Consider the following 23,447-nt stretch of genomic DNA (forward strand, 5'->3'; position numbering starts at 1 on the left):
TCCTCATCGTTCAGTTTTCAAAGTTCGTCATTTCTTTCGCGTCGTATTAGCGACTTCAATAGATTAACAGGTTCTTATGATTACGTCAACCATGTTTGAGAAAAAGATTTTTCAGCCCCAACAAACCGTTTATAAAAGGCGTCTCGCTGGAACATTTATTAATATAACAACAAAATTCGACAAACACAAGCATTATTTTAAAAAAACTTTACAAAGGATTTAAAAACCCTTTGTAAAGGATTTAAAGTCTCAACATACTCATCATGGTAAATCCAATGTTAGCCGGTCGTTCCGCCAACCGTTTCATCAGATACGTATACCAGTCGACGCCATGCGGAACATAAATGACGACACGGAATCCTTCTTTCACTAATTCCTGTTGACGCTTCGGCCGCATCCCCTGAAGCATTTGAAACTCAAACTGTTCGGATCCGATGCTATGCTGGTGAACAAAGCGAACGACTTCCCGGATCATATCTTCGTCATGTGTCGCAACTTGCGTATAACAGCCTTGCAAAAGATTTTGTTTGACGAGTTGCAGATATGTTGCATCAACCGTTTCTTTCCGCTCAATATAAATATCTGCCGGGCCTGTATATGCTCCTTTAACGACACGAACTGTCGACTGCAATCGTTCAAGATCAAAGCGCGTCCGATATAGGTTGGCTTGCAAAGCAATCCCGACATTTGAAAAACGACCGTGCAACCGTTCAAAAACTTGAATGATCGCTTCACACACCGCTTCTTCTTCCATATTAACGGTCACACGCATGTCGAACAGTTCTGCCGTTTCCAAAATCCTTGTCATCTGCTTCTCCGCGATTTGCGGATTAAGCCGTAATCCGACTGATGTCAGTTTTAAAGAGACTTGGGCATTTAACTTTTCTTCCGCAATGCAGTAGATGACTTTGATGCATTCGTCAGCAATCCCGATTGCATCTTGTTCTGTTTCGATGAATTCACCGAGACAATCAACCGTTACCGCCCGTCCGTCTTTATTTAATTCCCGGACCGTTTGAATCGTTTCTTCCGTTTCCTGCCCTCCGACAAAAAAGGTTCCGCCTAACGGTAGACCGATTTTCCGTGCCGTCTGAATCAATCCATTGTGCTCGGCTAAATATTCAAAAACCGGACCTGTCGGGTTTTTCATCATACGAACACCTCCTCTTAATCCCCTTTCCCTCCTGCATAAAAAAAACGCCTCTCTTCTATATAGAAGAAAGACGTCATGAGCAATCAAAAAATTAATGTAACCAGATGAAGTAAGCCAGGAATCCGAGTGACATGGCGTACATGATCGGATGGACTTCTTTCGCGCGTCCTTTTGCAATCATCGTGATCGGATAGAACAGGAATCCGAAAGCAATCCCGGTTGCGATCGAATACGTCAGCGGCATCATGATGACTGTCAAGAAAGCCGGCACTGCATATTCGAACTTTTTCCAGTCGATCTGGAGAAGTGATGAAGCCATCAACACACCGACGATGATTAACGCTGGCGCCGTGACCGGTGCTGTGATAATCGCGAGCAACGGTGAGAAGAACAAAGCAAGTCCGAAGAATAATCCTGTCACGATCGCCGTCATACCTGAGCGACCACCTGCTGCAACACCGGCACTTGATTCAATGTAAGAGACTGTCGTTGACGTTCCGAGAATCGAACCGGCAACTGTTGCTGTTGAATCCGCAATCAAGGCACGACCGGCACGCGGGACTTTATTTTCTTTAATCAGTCCTGCTTGGTTAGCGACCGCAACGAGTGTTCCTGCTGTATCGAAGAAATCAACGAAGAAGAACGTTAAGATGACGACTGCCATTTGAACCGTAAAGATTTCGTTAAAGTGTAAGAACGCTTGACCGAATGTCGGGGCGATACTTGGCGGAGCTGAGACGATTTCACCGAGACTTGACGGCACCGGAATTAAACCAAAGATCATACCGGCGATTGCTGTGATGATCATTCCGAAGAAGATCGCCCCTTTAATGCCACGTGTCATTAAGATAGCTGAGATGACTAAGCCGAAGACAGCAAGTAATGTTGTCCCCTGACCAAGGTTACCGAGTGAGACGAGTGTCGCTTCGTTGGCGACGACGATGCCGCCCGTTTTTAAACCGATGAAAGCAATGAATAAACCGATTCCGGCAGCTACTGCCATTTTAAGAGGTTCAGGAATTGCATTGATGATGGTTTCCCGAATCCCAGACGCTGTTAACACCATGAAAACCAGACCGGATACTAAAACACCGGATAAAGCTGTTTGCCACGGGATACCCATTCCGATAACGACGCTGTAAGCGAAGAACGCGTTTAGTCCCATACCGGGTGCCAGGGCAATCGGATAATTGGCGAGTAAGCCCATCGTGACCGAACCGATGATCGCAACGAGTGCTGTTGCACCGAAGACCGCTCCGGCATCCATTCCCGCTTCTGCGAGTGTGTTCGGATTGACGAACAAGATGTAAGCCATCGCGAAGAACGTCGTCATACCGGCGATGAACTCTGTCCGCATATTCGTACCGAGTCCATTAAAGTCGAAGTAACGCGCAATCGCATTCTCCTTTTGTTTTGGTTGTTGCGGTTTCATCTGTGTGCTCATGGTTGCCCTCTTTCCAAATAAGCCGTCTCAAGAAACGAAAAAAACGGCAGTTACCTAAGCGGTAAAAGCCGTTTCTTTAAGCGCACACCGGAAATCAGTGCACGCCGTAGTAGGAACCTTTAAGGTGTTCCTGTAGAGACTTCCGGGCCATATCCCCAGAATTATACGGCATTATTTTTTGTTTTTTTAGTGGATGATTAAGATAAGAACAGACACATCGTAGCACGCTCTAAATCACCGGTCAACCATAAAAGCGAAATTTAGTCGTTTAAATAAACCGAACGTTCGGTTTTGGAAGCGTTTTTTCGATCAGCTGACATTTCCTAAGTTTTTTTGATTATGCTTGTCGTTCTTAAAAATAATCCGTGATAACTGAAACCGAAGCGGAACTCTCCCTAAGACCACTACAAGCAAGAATGCCAAAAACGGCAGGAGTAATACTCTCTCTACGGTAAGCTCATTAAAATATGCAGCGGCAACAAGTCCTTTGACGATGAATCCATGAAGAATATATATGGTCAACGTCTTTGTTCCAAGATGAGAAAATAAGAACGGTTTTCGCGGCACTAGTGTGAAGAACGCTACAATCATGACGCACTGCACCATATACAGAACAAGTCGTACGATTGGTCCTGTATCGGTTAATCCAATCTTGGAATACGAATTCGCTCCACTCAGCAAACCAAACTGAAAAAGGTTCGGCCAAATCCACATCATCAGAGCAACGATCATCATGACACTTACAGCTATTTTACGATTCGGGAATGCTTGATAGATTTTCCAACCTTGACTCTTGAAATAATAACCGAGTACAAAAAACGGAAAGAACACCAAAATCCGTGACAAACTGAACATCCAGCCGATCTGTTCGACGTAACCGGCAACTAAAGCAATCAGAACACTGATGACCACGATGTGTCCAACTCCGAGTTTAGTAAATCGCGCCAACTGAAGAACTGCTGGCAGCATTAAACTCCAAGCGAACATCGCAAACAAATACCAATAAATATAAGCCGGTTGGAAGGTCAAAAATTGATATTGATCCATTCCGATTTCCTTCATGACTGCCACAAATATCAGTTGAATAAGTACGAACAGTACGAGGTAATCAAAAAAAAGTTTTAGTCCGGTTCTGACGGTTAATTCCGCCTTTGAAAAATAACCGGAAATGAAGATGAAGGCCGGCATATGAAACACGTAAATAAAATTAAACACACCTTCTAGCATTCGGCTTTTCACAATAAAAGGTTCGATTAAGTGACCCAGAACCACCAAAAAAATCAAGGTCAATTTGGCGTGATCATAAACCGGATTTCGTCCGTTCATCTTCTTCCAACTCCTCTTTCTATCTGTTAATCATCGGACTCTTTTTTACGTTACTAAAATCTACACTTAAACACACGTTTTTTTAAAGAAAAGAAATAAAAACGCGATATATCGTATCGGATCAAAAAAAAAGAGAGTAGCTGATGAGCCACTCTCTTTTTAGCAATTAGCTATAGAATTATCTTCTATCTCCTTGATCAAGTCCGTTGTTTCGATCAAGATTGTTATCTCGTTCAAGTCTTTCATCTCGATTATTATCCCGATCAAGATTGTTTGTCGTATTCGTACCATCATCGATGTCTGCCTCTTCATGACGTACTGTTTCCGAGACAGTTTTAGTATCTTGAACTTTCCGTTTACCAACAACAATTTCTTCAGAAACAACATCTTGTTTTGAAACGACAACGCGTTCTTCAGAAAGCGGGACATGAATCGAGTCATTTTCATCTACAAACGCATCTGTTCTTGTTTCACTTTCATTGACAGGCCGACGTTCTACATACACTTCTTCACGCTCAATCGGGACTTCAATGGATTGCTGATCTTCGACTACACGTTTGCTGACATTTACTTCTCCAGTCTGTACTCTTTCTTTATCAACATTCAAACGTTCCTCATGCAGGCGAATCCGTTCTTCTTCTGTCCCGACATCTGGTGCAGTAGTAGATGTCCGATCCATTTCTGAAGAATTATTGTAATCTTGATTCCGGTCCACTCCTGAAGTTGCGCCGTATTTTTCATCCTCGTTCACATCCGAAGCAACGCCGTACCCTTGACCGTAACTCTGATTGTGTTTTTCGTAAGAATCCCCATAATCACTGTCTACATATAATACTAATTTGCCGTTTTGTACTTGACGACGGTACTCTTCCGATTCAGTACGATCAAGTCCCATACCACTGAATGCTTCCGTAGAAGAATCTTCAGAGAAGGCGGCCATGAATTTTCCCATGAATCCTTGATGCTGCTCTTCACCCGTAGTATCCACATGGACGTCTGTCTGGTCTTTTAACATAGAAAACGAATCTTTATCTTGTGCGACGACATACATATCGCTTTCATTATAACCCTGTGCCTTTAATTCATTCACTTTACTTAACACTTCCGCTTGGGTATTGAACACGTCGATAAATGTATTTTCTCTTCTACTCATGACCTTTTCCTCCTTTGGGATAAACAGCGTTTAAAATTCAGTTTTAAAATTGAATATCAAACGCTTACAAATAATTTTAAATGCCAACATTTTGAATTTCCCCTACTTCTTTTTCAATTAAACATTTTTTATGCATGTTTTAACAAAAAGAAAGTCCGCGCTGGTTTAGCGACAGACTTTCTTCTGGAATTCCATGTTTTTGATTAATCAACAAAAAAACTAATATTTCGTTTTAACCCTCTATACTTCTACACATTTTTTATACATCAGCTTTTACGTAAAAAAAGTAAGGATTAAAAACCATCTGGCATGTTAGCTAAATACACTTTTAAAGTACTCAGACAGTAGCCCTTCTCCTCTAAATTGATCTTCTAAAACAGATTTTACCTGCTTTAATTCATTCTTACGTGTTCCATAAGTATTCGGTAAAGATCCTAAGTAAGAATATTTATATACAGGTTCCTCAGGATACAATTCATAAGCACGTTTTAACATGGAATCCCCTTTTTCTTCCCACTGTTCATAGTCTCCAAAGTATTCGGGAAACATGGAAATCATATAACCAAAACACCAGAGAAAATCTTCCTCCGCCATAAAATGAGCCAAACCGAAATGTGTCACTTCAGTCAATATAGACTCTAATTCACCTGTGTCTATATCTGCATCTGTAATTCCCAGCGGTCCTTGTTCGACTACGACATACCAACAAAAAAAGCCAAGTCGTACAGTCATTTTTAAGTCCGTCGGTTTTTGTTGCCATGCTTTTAAAAGATATTCTTTTGCTTCATTCCAATTCTCTTGATGCTCTAATCGATCAACTTCAGGCCATATCCAATCAATCATAATAATTCGCCACCTATTCCATTTCATTACTCACTTCATACTATATCAAGTGTCCGACACCCAGTTCGATTTGTCTTATTTTCCTTCTTAGAAATTATTGTTTCAGTTTGACGTCACTCAACAGCTACATGATTTTGGTCACGAAAAAAAGCCCCCTTCCACTCACAAATCATGTGAACAAAAGAGAGCTTCGTTTTGAAATACAATTGTTGAAGGTGAAACAGACTTCCTTTCACCTGTCCCCTTTAACACGTTGGTAAGACAGGCTTCATGAGACGATTCCCCTCATCAAGTCTAATACTTATTCCCACTCAATCGTTGAAGGTGGTTTCGACGTCACATCGTACAGGACACGGTTGACGTTCTGAACTTCGTTGACGATCCGGACGGAAATCTTCTCGAGCACGTCCCACGGGATGCGTGCCCAGTCCGATGTCATCCCGTCGATTGACGTAACGGCACGGATTCCGACGGCGTAGTCGTATGTCCGCTCGTCACCCATGACACCAACTGAACGAAGTGGCGGCAAGACCGTGAAGTACTGCCAGATTTCGCGTTCGAGACCGGCTTTTTTGATTTCATCGCGGAGGATGAAATCGGATTCGCGGACGATTTCGAGTTTCTCGTCTGTGATTTCACCGAGGACACGGATCCCGAGACCCGGTCCAGGGAACGGTTGACGCCAGACGATTTCGTCCGACAAACCAAGTTCTTTTCCGAGTTCGCGGACTTCGTCCTTGAACAGCGTGTTGATCGGTTCGATCAACTTGAACTGCATGTCTTCCGGCAATCCACCAACGTTATGGTGCGACTTGATTGTTTGCGCCGTATCCGTTCCGCTTTCGATGATATCCGTATAGAGCGTTCCTTGAGCGAGGAAGTCCATATCCGTCAGTTTCGATGCTTCTTCATCGAAGACGTATACGAATTCGTTTCCGATGATTTTACGTTTTTCTTCCGGATCCGAAACGCCTTTTAACTTGTTCAGGAAACGGTCCTGTGCGTCAATCTTGATGACGTTCATGTGGAAGTGATCCGCAAATGTCTTCATGACACTTTCGGCTTCCCCTTTACGCAAGAGACCGTGGTCGACGAACATACATGTCAACTGGTCACCGATTGCCGCGTGAATGAGTGCTGCGACGACAGATGAGTCAACACCGCCTGAAAGGGCACAGAGGACTTTTTTATCGCCGACTTCTTCTTTAATTTTTGCAATTTCGATTTCGATGAAGTTTTCCATCGACCAGTCGCCCGTACACTGACAGACTTCAAAGAGGAAGTTCTTCAGGAGTTCTTTCCCGAACATCGTGTGGTTGACTTCCGGATGGTACTGGACGCCGTACATCTTCAGCTCTTCGTTTTTGATTGAAGCAATTGGGCACGAGACGTTTGTTCCATCGACGACGAAACCGTTCGGTACCGATGTGACCAGGTCACTGTGGCTCATCCAAACCGTTTGTTCGAGCGGCAGGTTCGTGTACATCGGTGATGGATCGTTGAGTGTCAACGTCGCTTTTCCGTACTCCCGGTGTCCGGCACGTTCGACCGTTCCACCAAAGTGTTGCGACATTAATTGCATACCGTAACAGATTCCAAAAATCGGAATGCCGAGGTCAAAGATTTCAGGATCACAGCGGTACGCGTCTTCCGCGTAAACACTGCGTGGTCCACCGGAGAAGATGATACCGGCCGGTGCGATGTCTTTTACTTCTGCTGCAGTGATCTTATGCGAATGCAGTTCACTGTATACTCCGAGATCACGGATGCGGCGTGTGATCAATTGATTGTACTGACCTCCAAAGTCGAGGACGAGGATCATTTCTTGGTCCAAATGTGCTTCCAAATCTATTCCCGCCTTTCCAATTTCATGCGTACCCTAATGAAAAAAGCCCGCTCTTCACCCATAAGAAAAATGGAAAAAGAGCAGGCCGCTTCACAAAAAGTGTATACGAAGGGTCTGCTCCTTCATAGTCAGGTCGTTTAAGGTGACCCGGTAGAGACTCTCACGCCATATTCGCGAGTATATACAAAGGAGATGCATGTATGATTTACGTTGTTCCCATTGTAACTGTATCAATTCGAAAATATCAACCCTCTATCCGTCGAATGATATTTTCGAAATATTCACGTTTTTTGTCGGCGGATAAGGATTCGCCGCCGTAGACCATCCGTTCATAGGCATCCGTCAACGGACGCATCGCATACGTTTCGTAATAGCCGTCGACCTCTTGCGCCAGTTCCGTCAAGGTCCGGCCATCTTCGTAGTGGAACCCTTGTTTATCGAGTCGGCGTAACAAGAAGCGGTACATCCGCTTAAATCCTTCCGGTCGACCGACTTGATTGCGGAAGAGTAAAATCGCCGCCGTCCGGATTAACGGTTTCCGGAACAGATAGAGGAAGACCAGTCCGACGATGGCAATGACGACCGGCCAAATTGGGAACGACTGTTGCTCGGTTTGCGCCGCTGTCGTCGTCTGTTCTTCATCGAGCAGATTTTCCTGCGGACGGTTCGGCGTTGCCGTTTCGGTATCTGTCTCCGTATCCCGTTGCGGATTGGCTTGTTCGGTTTGATTGTTCGTTTCCTGATCGATTGTATATTGCCCGGCTCCGTCAAAACTGACAGTCGGCTCAAGCGGAACCCAACCCGGACCTTCGATATACACTTCGACCCAGGAATGGGCATTTTTATTGCGGACCGTATAACTCGTCACGGCTGCCCCGATGACATCCGATTCACCGCCCGTAAATCCTTTTACCCAGCGGGCCGGCAGACCGGCGGCACGAAGCAGAACGGTCGCTGATGTCGAGAAATTATCACAGTAGCCGAGTTTCGTCTCGAATAAAAATTGATCGACATAATCCTGATTTTCTTTCGGGACAGCAACTTCTTCCGTATTGTATTCGAAGTTTTCCTGTTCGAAATAATTTTCAATTGCCTTCGCTTTATCCCACGGACTGTCCTCATCCGCGACAATCTCTGTCGCGAGATCGCGGACGCGGTTCGGCAACGTATCCGGTAACTGTAAATACCGGTCCTGCTCCATTTCGGTCAACGTAATCGGCTCATCCGTCTGAAGCAATTCCTCCGTAAATAACGGATAGGTGTATTGAATCTGATAATTTTGCTGACGTTCCGCGTCATCCAGGTACGAGACCTTTTGATTTTCCGGATCGATTAACAGGTTTTGGCGTTGTTTATCGACAGTCAACCGGACGTTGTCCCCGTTATATGGGACAAACGGTAACTCCCGTGACAGCTCAAATGTCGCCTGTTCCTCCCGTGTCTTGACATCGTCTCCGAAATGCGAGAAGAATCCCCGCGCATCGATTTCCGGTTCCGATTTCGACAGCACCCAGCCTTTGCCGGTATAGATGTCTTTTGTCTCGACACGCCAGTAGCGGCTGCCTTCACTTTCAACCTGGAAGACTTCCCGGTCGTCCATTTGGAACGGACCGCCGAGTTGCTCGTCGTTGTTGCCGTATCCGACTTTTTGGATCTGGCTCGACGACGTGCCTTCACTCTCAAAACCATCCGTCCAGTCGTACCAGCTGTCTTGCCATGTCGCCGTGATGACGGGACTCTGAACTGCGGCAACCACCGTCGCTCCAATGATCAGCAAGGCGCTGAACGGACGGACATACGATGCCATCGGCCGTTCACTGACTTCTGTCGCATATAACAAAAACAGAGCCAGCACAATCGGGTAGATGATGAACTGTTCGCCGGAGTAATCCGTCCACGTGTCGCAATAGGCAATGAACCCGATGACTCCAAGCGCCAGTCCGAAGACGAATCCGCGGTTTGGAAACGTCCGCCGCGCCAGATAACCGATCAGAAAACTGATCAGTCCAATCGAGAACGCAAATGCCGGACGTCCCGGTAACTCCCCGTTGATGACACGGTTGATGTCACCGGCAATTTCACGGAACAGGTTCCACGGTGCTTCGCCGGGAATCAAAATCAAATAGAACGAAACGAGCAATGCCAGTAAACTGCCGAGTAAAAACCAGCTGCGTCGGACATGCGACAGCAAAAGTGGTGTCAACAGAAGCGGCAGAAACGGAATGACACTCTCAAACGTCGTCAGCTCAAGCAGCGGCGGCATGAAACTCGCGAACAGCAGCCCGGCGAGCAGATTCCAAATCAGTCGTCGCATCATCCGGTCGTCCTCCTCTCTGGTGTATAGACATGAACGCTTGCTTCCTGCCGGATTTTCGAAATCCACATTTCATTGTTGGATTCAAGGTCCGGTGTGATGAACAGGACATTTCCGCTCAGTCGTAACGCTTTTGAAGAATATTCCCAGGATTCAATGAACGACCGGGTCCGGCTCGGTTGCGCCGTCATCAGGTAATGCGTCAGTTTTGCGCCTTCAAGCGGCAACGATAACGACTGGACGCCATGTCCGACAAGATGAATCCGGTAATTCAGATGACGTTTATTCAATTGATCCGTTGCGGCAGCCAGCATGGAAATACTTTTTTCGAAGTTCTCATCGCTGACGGTTCCTTCGTCAAAGACGATTGTCGTCTCGCGTTCCTGTTCCCGCTCAAACGTTTTCGTCATCAATCCTTGGCGTTTCGCGGTTGATTTCCAGTCAATCTGATTCATCCGGTCTCCGCTGACGTACTCACGGACACCGACGACCGTAAAGGAGGATTGCCGGAGATCCAGTGAAACGGGAGAAATCCCGCCGTCGCCGCGATCGTCTTCATGCGGCAGTTGGACCGCTAACCGAGCCGGTTCGACGGCCAGATACGTTTCGACCGGATAGAGTTTTTTCCGCATGAACAAGCCGAACGGATCACGGATTTCGAGCACACAGCCGGGAATTTGATACAGTCCCCGGCGGATGGAAGGAATCAGATAATCGATGTGCTCGACTTTCCGGTAATGTGCCCGGAGCGGATGCCGGATATCGAGCGGTTCTTCACTGAGTGTGTCCGGTACGGCTTCCGTGACATCGACGGCACCGATGAGAAACGGATATTTCCGCCGGACTCGAAGTGAAACCGGAAGATCGGTTCCGGCAATCAACATCTTATTTGAAACTTCCCGCGTCGCGATTGCTTGTGTGACCGGCCAGATCAAAAACAGCGTCCAGTAGACGGTTAACCCTGCCATGATATAAACCAACAGTGAAGCGACGTTTCCGCCGTCAATCCGGGCATAGATCCACAGAGCTGTGACTGTAATCAGCAAGACGGCGTAACGCCAACCGATTTGCCATTTTGTCATAAGGACTCCACGTCTTGCCGGATCGGCACGGCGACTTCTTTTTTCACTTGTTCCAGAATTCGTTCTGCCGTCTGCCCATGATAGCGGGCATCCGCCGTTAAGATCAAACGGTGCGAGAGTACGGGAGTCAGCAGTTCCTTGACGTCATCCGGTAAGACGAAGGACCGTCCTTCCATATACGCCCAAGCTTGTGCCACTTTCATCAGGGCAATCGAAGATCGTGGACTGGCTCCGAGATAAAGCGAGGCATGGGTCCGGGTCGCCTGAACCAAATGAACGATATATTTTTTGACCGGTTGCGAGACATGCACAGCCTTGACGTCTTCTTTCATCCGTAACAATTCGTCGCGTGTGATGACGGACTCCAGCGTCTCGATCGGTTCATCCCGCTCGAACCGTGTCAGCAGCTTCATCTCCTGTTGAAAATCGGGATACCCCATCTTGACCTTAATTAAAAACCGGTCGAGTTGGGCTTCCGGAAGCGGATAGGTCCCCTCGTGTTCAATCGGATTTTGGGTCGCCATGACAAAAAAGGGATTAGGAAGCGTGTGAATTTCTCCATCCACCGTTACGTTCGCTTCCGCCATCCCTTCGAGTAAGGCTGATTGTGTTTTCGGTGAGGTCCGGTTGATTTCATCTGCCAGGACAATGTTTCCCATCAAAGGACCCGGGCGATACTCAAATTGACTCGTCTTCTGGTTGTACATCGAAACCCCCGTCAAATCGGACGGCAGCAGATCAGGTGTGAATTGGACACGCTTAAATGTCAAACCGATCGAACGGCTGAATGCACGAACGAGCATCGTTTTCCCGACACCCGGTACGTCTTCCAGTAAGACGTGACCTCCGGCAAGTAACGCGGCTAAAGATTGTGTAATGACATTCTCTTTTCCGATAATGACTTTTTCTACGTTGTCGATGATCGCTTGAATCTCCTTCGTATATGTTCGCATTGTCTGGCCCCTTGCTGTTTAGTAGTTGAATTTTCTGACTTTTTATATCATCTCATATTTTTCAATGCTTTTAAAGGCATGGGGGTAGCTGAATACGCACAAAAGGGGGCGCCGCTGTTCGCGACTCCCCCTTCCTGCTTTCAGGAACGATCACATATCGTAAACCGTTCTTGAGCCGTGCAATCTGCACGTAAAACACGAATCACTTCGTGTCTATTGTCATGTTGCGTCCGTCAAGTCCGGTGATCCTCTTCTTCTCGAAGCGACATGCGATCGTTCCCTATACATTGATAATCATTCATGTGCATCACCATCCTTTCATATACTGAATATTACCTATTCTATTAGAACTTAAACCACTTTTTTTAATTTTTTTTGAAACGGTAATAGGTCGACGCCAAAGCAATCGCCAGGACGGCGCCTTTGATAATGTTCAAGGAATAATACGGGACCGATAACATGACGAGTCCATTCTCGAGAATTCCGACGAGACAGGCACCGACGAGTGTGCCGAGCGCATTCGGTTTCCCTTGGCCGGCAAATGAGGAACCGATGAAGGCTGCTGCGACAGCCGGCATCAAATAACCCGATCCGGCGTTAATTTGGGAAGAACCGACTTGTGACGCCAGTAAAATACCGCCGACGGCCGCCAGTAATCCGGCAATCAGATACGCGACTGCGCGATACCGGTTCACCCGGATTCCCGTCAGATGCGCTGCTTCCGGATTTCCACCGATGATATACAAAAAACGTCCGTGCCGTGTGTGGTTCAAAAAGACATGTGTCACCGCTACGACGACAAGCATTATGAGGATGATCCAAGGCGCCTGACTGATTTTTAAGAACGATTCCGGGATCAGTCCGACCGTTGGTGTCCCGTCAAGACGTGGCATCCCGGCACTGATCGAGCCGCCGCCGGTATACGTCATCGCGACACCTTCAAAAATGAACATCGTCGCAAGCGTTGCGAACAAATCCGGAATCTTGAACTTCACGATTAACAGAATGTTGACGAGTGCGACCGCCAAGGCAATCACGAGAGCCAGACCAATCGATACGCCGAGCGGCAGACTGTACCAGACAAAAAACGAGACGACTAGTGAACTGGCAAACGTCGCGGTCGAACCGACGGATAAGTCAAACCCGTTGACTGTCAACGAAACCGTCAAGCCGATGGCGATGATCGTCACAATTGAAATGCTTCGTAAAATATTGACTAGATTCGTCCCCTGTAAAAAGTTCGGTGCCGTCATGGAAAAAAACAGGATCAGTGCAAGAATCGCGAGGACGATGCCCCAGTCATTCAAGAAACGCAGCACCGGTTTTCCCGCTGCTGTTCGCGGCGCTTCCGGCTGTGCAGCCGGTTCGTGCAATACATCATTCATGTTGTTGTCCTCCTGTTGCATACCACAATAATTGTTCTTCGGTTGTTTCCGAAGTGGTCGCCTCGAATACGATCTGTCCATCATACATGACATAAATCCGGTCGGTCACTGCCAGCAGTTCATCCAGTTCACTCGAGGCATAGATGACGGCTTTCCGTTCTGCTGCCAGTTGATCAATCACTTGGAAAATTTCCGCTTTCGCCCCGACATCGACCCCTTTTGTCGGTTCATCCAATACGAGGATGGAAGCGTCGGCCAGCAACCATTTCCCGATGGCAACTTTTTGCTGGTTACCACCGGACAACTCAGCGGCACGTTGTCGGGTATCACTGACTTTAATCGACAGTTGCTGTACGATCCGGTTTGCCGCTGCCCGTTCTTTTTTCTTCTCTACAAACCCGAATCGGTTGACGAATTGTTTGAGGCTGGCCGCCGTCATATTTTGTTCAATTGGATCCGCGACCAAAATCCCTTCTTTCCGTCGTTCTTCCGGCACGAGTCCGATGCCCAGCCGAACCGCATCATACGCCGAACGGATACGCCGTGTTTCTCCCGCAAGACGCATCAATCCCGAAGTGACCGGAATCGATCCGAAAATCGTTTTACACAGTTCTGTTTTTCCGGCACCGACCAATCCGGCAATCCCGATTACTTCTCCGGCACGGACCGTTAACGAGATCTCGTCCAGTTGTCCCGCGACCGTGATACGGTCAAGCTCAAGTGAGGGGGCACCAGCCGGACGCGCCTCGCGGCTGCTTTTTTGCAAACGCCGGCCCAGCATCTGTTCGACGACCGTTTCTTTCGTTTGTCCGGCAAGAAGTTGCCGCGATACCAGCTTGCCGTCGCGCATGACGGAAATCGATCCACAAATCTCAAACAACTCCTGCAGACGGTGAGAAATGAAGATGACACCCAGATGTTCCTTCTCCGCCAACTCGCGAATGATCCGAAACAGTTGTTCCGTTTCCCGGCCGCTGAGTGGAGCGGTTGGTTCATCCAAAATCAAAAACCGGCTTTCCTGCACGAGGGCACGGGCAATCAGGACGAGTTGTTTCTCGGCCAACCGTAACTCACTGACCCGTTGGCGGACATCAATCGATGCTTTCAATTTTTGTAAAGCACGCTCGGCGATTTCTTCATACCGCCGGCGTCGGATGACTCCTTTCAACTGTCCGCTCGCCAGCATATCGAGACAGATGTTTTCGGCGACGGTCAAATAATCGACCAGTGCCGTATCGACTTCCTGATAGACGATTTCAATCCCGGCCCGTTTCGCGGCATTTGGTGAATCAATCGCAAGCGGTACACCGTCGAACAAAATCGTTCCTTCGTATGACGCATAGGCGCCGGCCAAGACTTTCATCAGCGTTGATTTACCGGCTCCGTTCGCTCCGACAAGCGCGTGGATTTCCCCGCGTTTCACGGAAAAGTGAACGTCATCCAGCGCCTTGACACCGGGGAATTCCATTGAAATCCCCCGCATTTCCAGTCGTTGTTCGTTCACCGGAGGCGTCATTTCCCGTCATTCGCTTTCCGCAACTGATCCATCCACGGCTCATTGAATTTTTCGGATGTACTCCAGCCTTTGATGATGGTATCGAGATTGTACATCGTCGTATCCGCCTTGAGTGCTTTTTGTTCGACCAGTTTGGCATCGAGATCAAAACTATCCGGTGTTTTTTCGCCGGCCAGCTTTTTCGCAAGCAGGCGCATATCCGTCTGCCCGATCAAATGCGGATCAACGGCACTCGTTGAGACCCAGTTACTGCCCTTTTCACGCATCAGATTGATGTCCTGATTCGAGACATCGATCGAAATCAGCGGAATTTCCTGACGCTTGTTGTCTTTTAAAGACTTATAAGCTCCTTTGGCGACTTCATCCCAGGCGCCCCAGACGGCATCGATGCTGCCCTTCGGGTACTTGGCGAGAATCGCGTTCATCTTCGTCGCAATATCCCCTTGGACATCCTGGAAGTTCGTGGGTCCGACGGTTTCAAGCGTCTTGATTTTGCCGTCCGCTTCATACGTTTTGTAGATTTCCTGCCGGCGGTCAAGCGGGGCAAATCCCGGACCAAACCATAGTTTGATGACACGGACCGGCTTGTCGTCCTTCAATTTCGTCACTTCATCGAGCGACAGCTGGGCCAGTTTATGGTCATCCTGGAATGTCTCTGTGATACCTTTTAATGTCTGATCTTTTTTCTTCGTCACCGTATCAAATGTCACGACTTTGATGCCTTTGTCGATGGCCGGTTTGATCATGTCATAGGCATAATCCTCTTTGCCGTGCGAGATGATCAATCCGTCATAATCCTGCTGAACGGCTTGGGCGACCAACTCCTTGAACTTGACGTCATTCCCTTCCGAGATGAACGTGTTGACTTGAAAACCAAGTGCTTCCCCTTCCGAGCGGGCGCCGTCCAAAAACTGTTTTGTATGGTCGTCGGAAGCAAGGTTACGGATAACGGCAATCTTGACATCACCCTGAACCCCTTCCGGTACACCGCTGATTTTTTTCACCGGTGTTGCTTCACTGTTCGCGCAAGCAGCCAGTAAGACCGCTGGTGCCAGTACAGCCAATGCTAATTTCTTCATCTCGATCTCTCCTGTCTGTTTAGTGTGTATGTTGTCCGATTGTCTGTTTGATTGTCTCCACATCCGGGTGTTCAATGACTCCGAGCTCCGTAATGATGGCGGTGATAAGGTCATGCGGCGTCACGTCAAACGCCGGATTAAAGACCGATACGTCTTCCGGTGCCGTCGCTTTTCCGGCAAGCTGTGTCACTTCACGGGCGTCGCGTTCTTCAATCTCGATCTCATCTCCTGACAGACTTGTAAAGTCAAACGTCGACAGCGGTGCGGCGACGTAAAACGGAATTCCGAAGGCACGTGCGAGTAATGCCAGCTGAAACGTCCCGATTTTATTGGCCGTATCCCCGTTCCGGGTAATCCGGTCTGCTCCGACGATGATGGCGGTGATCTGCTTTTCCTTGATCGTATGCGCGACCATATTGTCCGTGATCAAGGTGACGTCAATCCCTGCCCGTTGCAACTCCCATGTCGTCAAACGTGCACCCTGCAACAAAGGCCGTGTTTCCGACGCATAGACGGATAACGGGATGCCTTGCTCCTTGGCAAGATAAAACGGAGCGAGCGCCGTTCCGTAAGCTGCCGTCGCAATTGATCCGGCATTACAAATCGTTAGTACCCGGTCACCGGACTCGAACAATTCCAGTGCATGAACCCCGATTTGACGGGATGTTTTGGCATCCGTCTGATAAAGTTCCAGTGCCTTTTGTTCGAGACGTACCGGCAGTTCTTTCAGCGTCGTAGCGGAAACAATCAGCTGATTCAGCTCATCGAGGACATTTCGCAGATTGACGGCCGTCGGACGGGTCGCGAGTAATTGTGCCGACACCTCCAACAACTCCTGTTTTGCTTCAGCCAGCGTCCCTGTCGTCCGAAACGCTTCCTGAACTAGGACGAATCCGCCGAACAGACTGATGGCCGGTGCACCACGAACTCGCAATTGTTTGATGGCGTCAATCGCCTGCGCCAAGTCATGGATGATTTCATAATGTTCTTCTTCCGGAAGACGGGTCTGATCCAAAATTGTCACCGTCCGGTTTTCATAGATGATGCTCTGAACGAATTGGCTCATCGGCTGAGTTCCTCCGTCACGTCAAAATTCCGCAGATCGGTAAACGTCTTGCATTCCGTCCGGCGTTTAATCAAAGCAGCACCAAGCCGCAATGCATGGCGTTTTCGTTCAAGGCGAACGGTCGAATCCGAAATTTGCTCCAAGTCTGCAACTAATGCCAATCCAATCGTCCGGCGAATCAGTTCACAACCGGCAAATCCGAGTGCGTCCTGTAAAATCGTGCTAAGAACATCATCGACCAGTCCGTCTGCCGTCCGGAACGGCTCGACCGCTTCCCGTTCCCATAACGCTTTGAACGTCGAAGCAAACGTCAGCCAGAATGTATCGATATCCTTGATCCGCTCATCCCGCAACCGGTCATAGTCCGGATACGCGGCAAAAAACAGATGTGCGATAAATTGACCGACATCAAATCCGAACGGTCCATAAAACGCAAATTCGGGATCGATGACTTTCGTTTCTTCCGCCGAGGCAAAAATACTGCCTGTATGTAAGTCGCCGTGCAACAATGCGTCGCCCTTCGTGATGAACAAGGCTTCAAGCTTCGCGACTTCCCGTTTCAGTTCCGCGTCGTTCCAAATCCGGTCAACTTCCGCTTCGAGACCTGCTTCAATCGCATTCGTTTCTGCATCATAAAACGGATCCGTGAAGATTAGTTTTTCCGTGATATCGCACAGATCCGGATTGTAGTACTGACGGGCAATCTGTTTTTTCGCGACCGGTCCGACGGCAAAATCCGACGTATAAAACAGTGTCCGCGCCAAATACGAACCGATGTGTTCCGCGAGCAACGGATACTTTTCCCCTTCAAGCAGTCCGCCCCGGACGATTGTCAGATGTGACAAGTCTTCCATCACCGTGAACGCTTCTTCTTTGCTCGCATGGTAGACATGCGGGACAAACGGAACGGCGACTTTCGCGAATTCTTTTAAGGCCGATTGTTCAATCCAGGCCCGTTCGAGCGACAGCGGCCAGCTTTCCCCGACGACTTTTGCATAAGGTAACGCCTGCTTTAAAATCAGCCGTTTTTCCCCTGCCTGAATCCGGAAAACGAGATTTAAATTTCCATCTCCGATTTCCTCTGCCGTCACCGGTTCATTGCCGATCAATCCGAGTGTCCGGACCCGTTCAATCGCGTCCTGTACTGTAAATGCTTGATATCCCATTCTGTTTTCCTCCTTGGTGATCACACGAAAAAACGCCTCTTTTCGTCAAAGAAAAGAGGCGCGGTAGAATATTCCGTCCTCTTATCTCTCAGACGAATGTCTGTTGGATGTAGCACCGTGCCGGATGGTCGGTTGCTGCGGCGTCTTCGGGCCAATTCCCTCTGCCAACTCACGATAAGAGTCATATGTAGTTGTCGTGTGATTGATGTTGATTTGAATACTACGTGCGTTCCTGGGGGTCTGTCAATTCCATTTTTTAGTGAAACAGCTTCAAAAACGGAACCCTCTATAGAAGAAGTATTTTCAAAAAAATAAATTTTCAAAATATAGTTTGACAAGTGACGAATCTCATGTAAAAATTGCAATTAGATTTCACAATTTCATCCAATTCTTATCAAGAGCAGACGGAGGGACGAGCCCTACGATGTCGCAGCAACCGACCACTTGGCACGGTGCTAATTCTTGCAGCTATTACGCTGACAGATAAGAGTCCACGCGCAATTTTTCATGGTCTCTTGTCATTGACGAGGGACCATTTTTGTATTCTTCAACAAGGGAGAGACAGTCGATATGACGTATATTACCGCAACATACCAACTCGGAACGACGGATCAGTTACCAAAACGGGCAGAACAAATCGCGCTCGGCTTGACCGTTGGTTCGTGGACCGATTTAAATCATTTGGAGCAACAGCAGCTTGAATCGTTCAAAGGACAAGTCGTCCATACGGAAGAACACGACGGGAAAGGCTACATCACAATCCGTTATCCGGAACACAACGTCTCCCGTGACTTTGCAGCAATCTTAACGACCGTCTTCGGCAAACTGTCGCTCGACGGACAAATCAAATTAACGGATTTACAGCTTCCGGCTTCATTCACCACTGACTTCCCCGGTGCCAAATTCGGCATCGAAGGCGTCCGGCAGTTGATTCAAGTCCACGACCGTCCTCTGTTGATGAGCATTTTTAAGGGCGTCATCGGCCGGGACCTCACCTTTTTACGGGAACAACTCGAAGCGCAGCTTGCGGGCGGCATCGATCTCGTCAAGGATGATGAAATCTTGTACGATAATCCGTTAACACCGGCACTCGACCGGGCACGGATCGGACGTGAAGTCCTGAATGCCCATTATGAAAAAACCGGCAAACGGGCGCTTTACGCGATTACGTTGAGTGGTCCCGTCTTCGGCTTAAAGGATCAGGCGAAACGTTTGATTGAAGCCGGTGCGACTGCCTTCCTGCTCAATACGTTTACATATGGACTCGATGTCCTGCGCGAATTAGCGGCTGATCCGGACATTTCCGTTCCAATCTTTAATCATCCGGCCTTAAGCGGAGCCTTAATCGCAAGCCCGGAATACGGCATTGCAGCTCCTGTTTTACTGGGGACGTTACCGCGGCTGGCCGGTGCCGATTTGACGTTGTTCCCGTCGCCTTATGGGAACGTCGCCCTCGCCAAAGACTTGGCGCGCGGAATTGCCGTCGAAGCCACGCGAATCGGAGAAACAAAGACGATTCTTCCGGTTCCCTCGGCAGGCATTCATCCCGGTCTCGTCGCTCAGCTCGTTCGTGATTTCGGGACCGATTCCGTCATCAATGCCGGCGGCGGCGTTCACGGTCATCCGCAGGGCGCGGCAGCCGGTGTGCTTGCTTTCCGCCAGGCCCTCGACGCAGCACTTGCCGGCGAATCTTTGACGAGTGCCGCAACGCGGCAGGAAGAACTTCGGGTCGCACTCGACGCCTGGGGGATTACGAAATGACGATTCGGATTTTATGTGACTTTGACGGGACCGTGACCGAACACGACAACATCATTGCGTTGATGAAAGAATTCGCTCCCCCGGCAGCGTTTGAACCGTTGAAAAAAGGTGTCCTCGATCAATCATTGTCCATCCAGTCCGGTGTCGGACAGATGTTCCGGTTGCTCCCCTCGGATCGCAAACAGGACTATATTGATTTTTTGGAACAGCGGGCTGTCATCCGTCCCGGCTTTAAGACCTTACTCGCCTTTGCGAAATCAAACGGGATTGACTTTGCGATCGTCAGCGGCGGAATCGACTTTTTTGTCCAACCGATTCTTCAAGAGTTACTGACAGATGAAGCGATTTACTGCAACGGCAGTGACTTCAGCGGGGAGACGATTCGTATTGAGTGGCCGCACACTTGCGATGCAGCATGCAACAATCAATGCGGGTGTTGTAAAACGTCGATTGCCCGGAAGCTCAAGCAGGATGGCGATATTATCGTCGCGATCGGTGACTCCGTGACGGATTTTGAACTGGCGAAACAAGCGGATCATGTCTATGCCCGCGATTATCTGATTACGCTGTGCGAACAGCACGGGATTGCATACACACCATTTGAAACATTTTACGACATTGTTGATCATCTGCAGACAACGGAGGTGTACGCATGACCTTTTTGAAACGATACGAAGAACTCTGCGCCATCAAACAGGAGTTCGCAGCGCGGGACTGGTTTCCCGGTACAAGCGGTAACCTCGCTATTCGGACAAACAGCAGTCCGACGGAATTCCTTGTGACGGCAAGCGGGAAAGATAAACGGCAGGACACGCCGGACGATTTTGTCCATGTCGACGCGACCGGTCAATTGATCGGCGACGAGCAAAACGGACGTCCTTCCGCCGAGACGTTGCTGCATGTCGAAGTGTTTAACCGGACGACAGCCGGCTGCTCGCTTCATGTCCATACCGTCGACAACAACGTTATTTCGGAACTGTACGGAGACCGCGGGGAAATCCGATTCAGCGGTCAGGAAATCATCAAAGCACTCGGCCGCTGGGAAGAAGATGCGGAAGTCATCGTGCCGATCATCACGAATCATGCCGACATCCCGACCCTTGCCGCCGACTTTGCCAAACACATCCGGACTGAAAGCGGCGCCGTTTTGATTCGCAATCATGGCATCACGGTTTGGGCATCGACTGCTTTTGAAGCCAAAAAACAGTTGGAAGCTTTTGAATTTTTGTTCAGCTACACCTTAAAACTGCAAGCGTGCCGACAGGCGATTTATTAAAAGGAGGAATTTACAATGGCAACAGTACTTTTCCAGAAAACAAACGAACGGTATACGGATCAAAACGAGGTATCTGCTTTTCTCGCTTCACGTGGTGTCCTGTATGAACAATGGGATGTCTCGAAGCTTCCGGCTGAACTGGTCGACACATATACGTTGACGGATGCGTACAAACAAACGATTCTTGATACATTTCAACCGGAAATCACCGATGTTTCGGAACGACGCGGCTACCAGACGGCTGATATCATCTCCCTGTCTGACGCGACACCGAACTTGGATGAGTTGCTCGTCAACTTCCAAAAAGAGCATCACCACACGGATGACGAAGTCCGGTTTATCGTCAGCGGGCACGGTATCTTTGCCATCCAGGATGATGAAGTCGGCTATTACAACATTGAGTTGAATCCCGGCGACCTGATTTCCGTTCCCGTCAATACACGCCATTACTTCACGCTCCAAGAGGATCGAAAGGTTGTGGCGGTCCGGATTTTTGTGACGACGGACGGTTGGGTTCCGATTTACGAAAAGGATCCGATTGAAACAGCAAACTAAAAAAACATTTTGAAGACAGACGGTCCGGATCATCCGGCCGTCTGTTTTTTCGGTCCCATTCCTATCCTACAAACATACCGCTTGTTTCCCCTTCCTCCTATATAATGAAGAAAAGACTTATTTTAACTGGAGGTCACGTGTATGATGATTCGCCCTGTTAAGGAAGACGACTTAAAAGACATCCTTGCCATCTATAACGAAGGCATCGAAGACCGGATCGCGACGCTTGAAACGGATACGAAGGAATTGTCTTTCATGGAAGACTGGTATCGGGAACGGACACCCCGTTATGCCGGTTTTGTGGCGTATGAAGGAACAACGATTCTTGGCTTCATCTCACTTGACCCTTATAACCCTCGTCCCGTCTATCAATCCGTCGGTGAACTGTCGGTCTACATCACCCGGACCCATCGCGGACAGGGTATCGGGCGTCAGCTGTTACATGTCATCGAAGAACACGCGATTACACAAGGTTTCCATAAGTTGATTCTGTTTACGTTTCCCTTTAACAAAATCGGTCAAAAACTGTACATCCGGTCCGGCTTCCGGATTGTCGGAACGTTTAAGGAACAAGGTATGCTCAACGGATATTATGTGGACGTCCTGGCGATGGAGAAACTGCTCCCGAAAACCATCGACGATCAAATATGATTAACACGGCGTCTGAATGGGAAATGAACGAACAGTGAAACATTCCCAATCCGAAAGGAAGACTGCCCGTGGATATTCAACAGATTCGTAATGCAACACTCGTCGTTACCTACGCCAATCAAGTATTTTTGATCGATCCGTTTCTCGGTGAAAAAGGATCTCTTCCGCCGTTCGGAGAGACGCCGAACGCCGTTCCGAATCCGCTCGTCGACTTGCCCGTTGATGTCTCGACACTGCTTGATCCGGATGCGATTTTCGTCACCCACCTCCATGCCGATCATTTTGATGAAACAGCAAAAGAAATTCTTCCGAAACAGATTCCCTTGTATGCACAAAACCAGGCGGATGCGGCGACAATCCGCGAAGCCGGATTCACGAACGTCTCGTCGTTTGAAAACGGACTGGCGCTCGGTGATATCCACGTTTACCATACGTCAGGCCGGCACGGTGTCGGGGAAATCGGTCAACGGATGGGCACCGTCTCCGGTCTCGTCTTGACGCACCCGGACGAACCGACGCTTTACATCGCCGGTGACACGATTTGGTGTGAAGAAGTTGAGACGGCAATCGAGCAGCATGCGCCTGACATCATCATCGTCAACAGCGGCGCGGCACAATTTTTGACCGGCGAACCGATTACGATGTCCCAGCGTGATTTGCTGGCTGTTCATCAGGCGGCGGCTGAAGCGACCATCATCGTCTCTCACCTCGAGTCCGTCAACCACTGTCTGTTGCGCCGCGATATGATTGCCGATTTTTTGGCCGCCCACCATCTGTCTGCTCATTTCCTCATCCCGGATGACGGTGAAACCATTTCCTTTTAAACGAAACGAAGTCCACTCTCCCGAATATGACGGGGACAGTGGACTTCGTTTTTT

General features: G+C 48.5%; 20 protein-coding genes and 4 riboswitches. Of the genes, 6 read left to right on the forward strand and 14 right to left on the reverse strand.

All coding sequences use genetic code 11. The features are described from left to right. Nucleotides 1–241 precede the first annotated feature (241 nt). The 14 genes from N7U64_RS14025 to mtnK form a co-directional block, all read right to left on the reverse strand. Nucleotides 242–1,153, reverse strand: coding sequence for a proline dehydrogenase family protein (locus N7U64_RS14025; RefSeq protein ID WP_318930282.1), 912 nt, complete (start codon nt 1,151–1,153; stop codon nt 242–244). Between the two features lie 91 nt (nt 1,154–1,244). Continuing rightward, complete coding sequence (locus N7U64_RS14030; RefSeq protein ID WP_026829315.1) at nt 1,245–2,549, reverse strand: NCS2 family permease; 1,305 nt, start codon at nt 2,547–2,549, stop codon at nt 1,245–1,247. Between the two features lie 135 nt (nt 2,550–2,684). Beyond that, a riboswitch (purine riboswitch) is annotated at nt 2,685–2,786 on the reverse strand. A 120-nt stretch (nt 2,787–2,906) separates the two neighbouring features. Beyond that, nucleotides 2,907–3,923 carry an acyltransferase family protein gene (locus N7U64_RS14035; protein ID WP_214767838.1) on the reverse strand — a complete coding sequence of 339 codons (1,017 nt, stop codon included), beginning with the start codon at nt 3,921–3,923 and terminating at the stop codon, nt 2,907–2,909. 178 nt (nt 3,924–4,101) lie between these two features. Then, the gene (locus tag N7U64_RS14040) at nt 4,102–5,076 is read right to left on the reverse strand and encodes a YsnF/AvaK domain-containing protein (RefSeq protein ID WP_290829513.1); all 975 of its coding nucleotides are present in this window, start codon (nt 5,074–5,076) and stop codon (nt 4,102–4,104) included. 312 nt (nt 5,077–5,388) lie between these two features. Further along, nucleotides 5,389–5,919 carry a hypothetical protein gene (locus N7U64_RS14045; RefSeq protein ID WP_318930285.1) on the reverse strand — a complete coding sequence of 177 codons (531 nt, stop codon included), beginning with the start codon at nt 5,917–5,919 and terminating at the stop codon, nt 5,389–5,391. Nucleotides 5,920–6,220: 301 nt separating this feature from the next. Continuing rightward, a complete protein-coding gene (gene guaA / locus N7U64_RS14050; protein WP_290829531.1) occupies nt 6,221–7,741 on the reverse strand; it encodes a glutamine-hydrolyzing GMP synthase in 1,521 nt (506 codons plus the stop codon). Between the two features lie 129 nt (nt 7,742–7,870). Then, nucleotides 7,871–7,972, reverse strand: a riboswitch (purine riboswitch). 37 nt (nt 7,973–8,009) lie between these two features. Further along, nucleotides 8,010–10,082, reverse strand: a complete 2,073-nt coding sequence (locus tag N7U64_RS14055) for a DUF3488 and DUF4129 domain-containing transglutaminase family protein (RefSeq protein WP_318930287.1) — start codon at nt 10,080–10,082, stop codon at nt 8,010–8,012. Then, nucleotides 10,079–11,161, reverse strand: coding sequence for a DUF58 domain-containing protein (locus tag N7U64_RS14060; protein WP_214767830.1), 1,083 nt, complete (start codon nt 11,159–11,161; stop codon nt 10,079–10,081). Before N7U64_RS14060 ends, N7U64_RS14055 begins: the two co-directional genes overlap by 4 nt. Next, nucleotides 11,158–12,114, reverse strand: a complete 957-nt coding sequence (locus N7U64_RS14065; protein ID WP_318930289.1) for a MoxR family ATPase — start codon at nt 12,112–12,114, stop codon at nt 11,158–11,160. Before N7U64_RS14065 ends, N7U64_RS14060 begins: the two co-directional genes overlap by 4 nt. Before the next feature lie 365 nt (nt 12,115–12,479). Continuing rightward, nucleotides 12,480–13,499 carry an ABC transporter permease gene (locus N7U64_RS14070; protein WP_214767827.1) on the reverse strand — a complete coding sequence of 340 codons (1,020 nt, stop codon included), beginning with the start codon at nt 13,497–13,499 and terminating at the stop codon, nt 12,480–12,482. Further along, the gene (locus tag N7U64_RS14075; protein ID WP_318930292.1) at nt 13,492–15,015 is read right to left on the reverse strand and encodes a sugar ABC transporter ATP-binding protein; all 1,524 of its coding nucleotides are present in this window, start codon (nt 15,013–15,015) and stop codon (nt 13,492–13,494) included. The genes N7U64_RS14070 and N7U64_RS14075 overlap by 8 nt, the downstream gene beginning before the upstream one ends. Further along, nucleotides 15,012–16,094: a sugar ABC transporter substrate-binding protein gene (locus N7U64_RS14080; RefSeq protein ID WP_318930294.1), complete on the reverse strand. Its 1,083-nt coding sequence runs from the start codon at nt 16,092–16,094 to the stop codon at nt 15,012–15,014. The genes N7U64_RS14075 and N7U64_RS14080 overlap by 4 nt, the downstream gene beginning before the upstream one ends. 19 nt (nt 16,095–16,113) lie before the next feature. Next, nucleotides 16,114–17,160, reverse strand: a complete 1,047-nt coding sequence (gene mtnA / locus N7U64_RS14085) for an S-methyl-5-thioribose-1-phosphate isomerase (protein WP_318930295.1) — start codon at nt 17,158–17,160, stop codon at nt 16,114–16,116. Continuing rightward, entirely contained in the window at nt 17,157–18,326 is a 1,170-nt protein-coding gene (gene mtnK / locus N7U64_RS14090; RefSeq protein WP_290829500.1) for an S-methyl-5-thioribose kinase, read from the reverse strand. Before mtnK ends, mtnA begins: the two co-directional genes overlap by 4 nt. Before the next feature lie 78 nt (nt 18,327–18,404). Further along, nucleotides 18,405–18,507: riboswitch (SAM riboswitch) on the reverse strand. Between the two features lie 207 nt (nt 18,508–18,714). Beyond that, a riboswitch (SAM riboswitch) is annotated at nt 18,715–18,816 on the forward strand. A gap of 80 nt (nt 18,817–18,896) precedes the next feature. Here mtnK and N7U64_RS14095 point away from each other — a divergent pair. From N7U64_RS14095 to N7U64_RS14120, 6 genes are all read left to right on the forward strand, one after another. Further along, nucleotides 18,897–20,087 (forward strand): 2,3-diketo-5-methylthiopentyl-1-phosphate enolase, encoded by a 1,191-nt coding sequence (locus N7U64_RS14095; protein WP_318930296.1) that lies wholly within the window; start codon nt 18,897–18,899, stop codon nt 20,085–20,087. Continuing rightward, entirely contained in the window at nt 20,084–20,743 is a 660-nt protein-coding gene (locus N7U64_RS14100; protein WP_318930298.1) for a 2-hydroxy-3-keto-5-methylthiopentenyl-1-phosphate phosphatase, read from the forward strand. Before N7U64_RS14095 ends, N7U64_RS14100 begins: the two co-directional genes overlap by 4 nt. Continuing rightward, complete coding sequence (locus N7U64_RS14105; RefSeq protein ID WP_318930300.1) at nt 20,740–21,363, forward strand: methylthioribulose 1-phosphate dehydratase; 624 nt, start codon at nt 20,740–20,742, stop codon at nt 21,361–21,363. The genes N7U64_RS14100 and N7U64_RS14105 overlap by 4 nt, the downstream gene beginning before the upstream one ends. A 15-nt stretch (nt 21,364–21,378) precedes the next feature. Continuing rightward, on the forward strand, nt 21,379–21,918 hold the full coding sequence (locus tag N7U64_RS14110; RefSeq protein ID WP_318930301.1) for a 1,2-dihydroxy-3-keto-5-methylthiopentene dioxygenase: 540 nt from the start codon (nt 21,379–21,381) through the stop codon (nt 21,916–21,918). Nucleotides 21,919–22,059: 141 nt separating this feature from the next. Beyond that, on the forward strand, nt 22,060–22,569 hold the full coding sequence (locus N7U64_RS14115) for an arsinothricin resistance N-acetyltransferase ArsN1 family A (RefSeq protein ID WP_012369332.1): 510 nt from the start codon (nt 22,060–22,062) through the stop codon (nt 22,567–22,569). 68 nt (nt 22,570–22,637) lie between these two features. Then, entirely contained in the window at nt 22,638–23,393 is a 756-nt protein-coding gene (locus tag N7U64_RS14120) for an MBL fold metallo-hydrolase (RefSeq protein ID WP_318930303.1), read from the forward strand. The last annotated feature ends 54 nt before the right edge of the window (nt 23,394–23,447 follow it).

Origin of the sequence: Exiguobacterium sp. K1 (genome assembly GCF_033721435.1) — a bacterium.
Lineage (GTDB): Bacteria > Bacillota > Bacilli > Exiguobacteriales > Exiguobacteriaceae > Exiguobacterium_A > Exiguobacterium_A artemiae.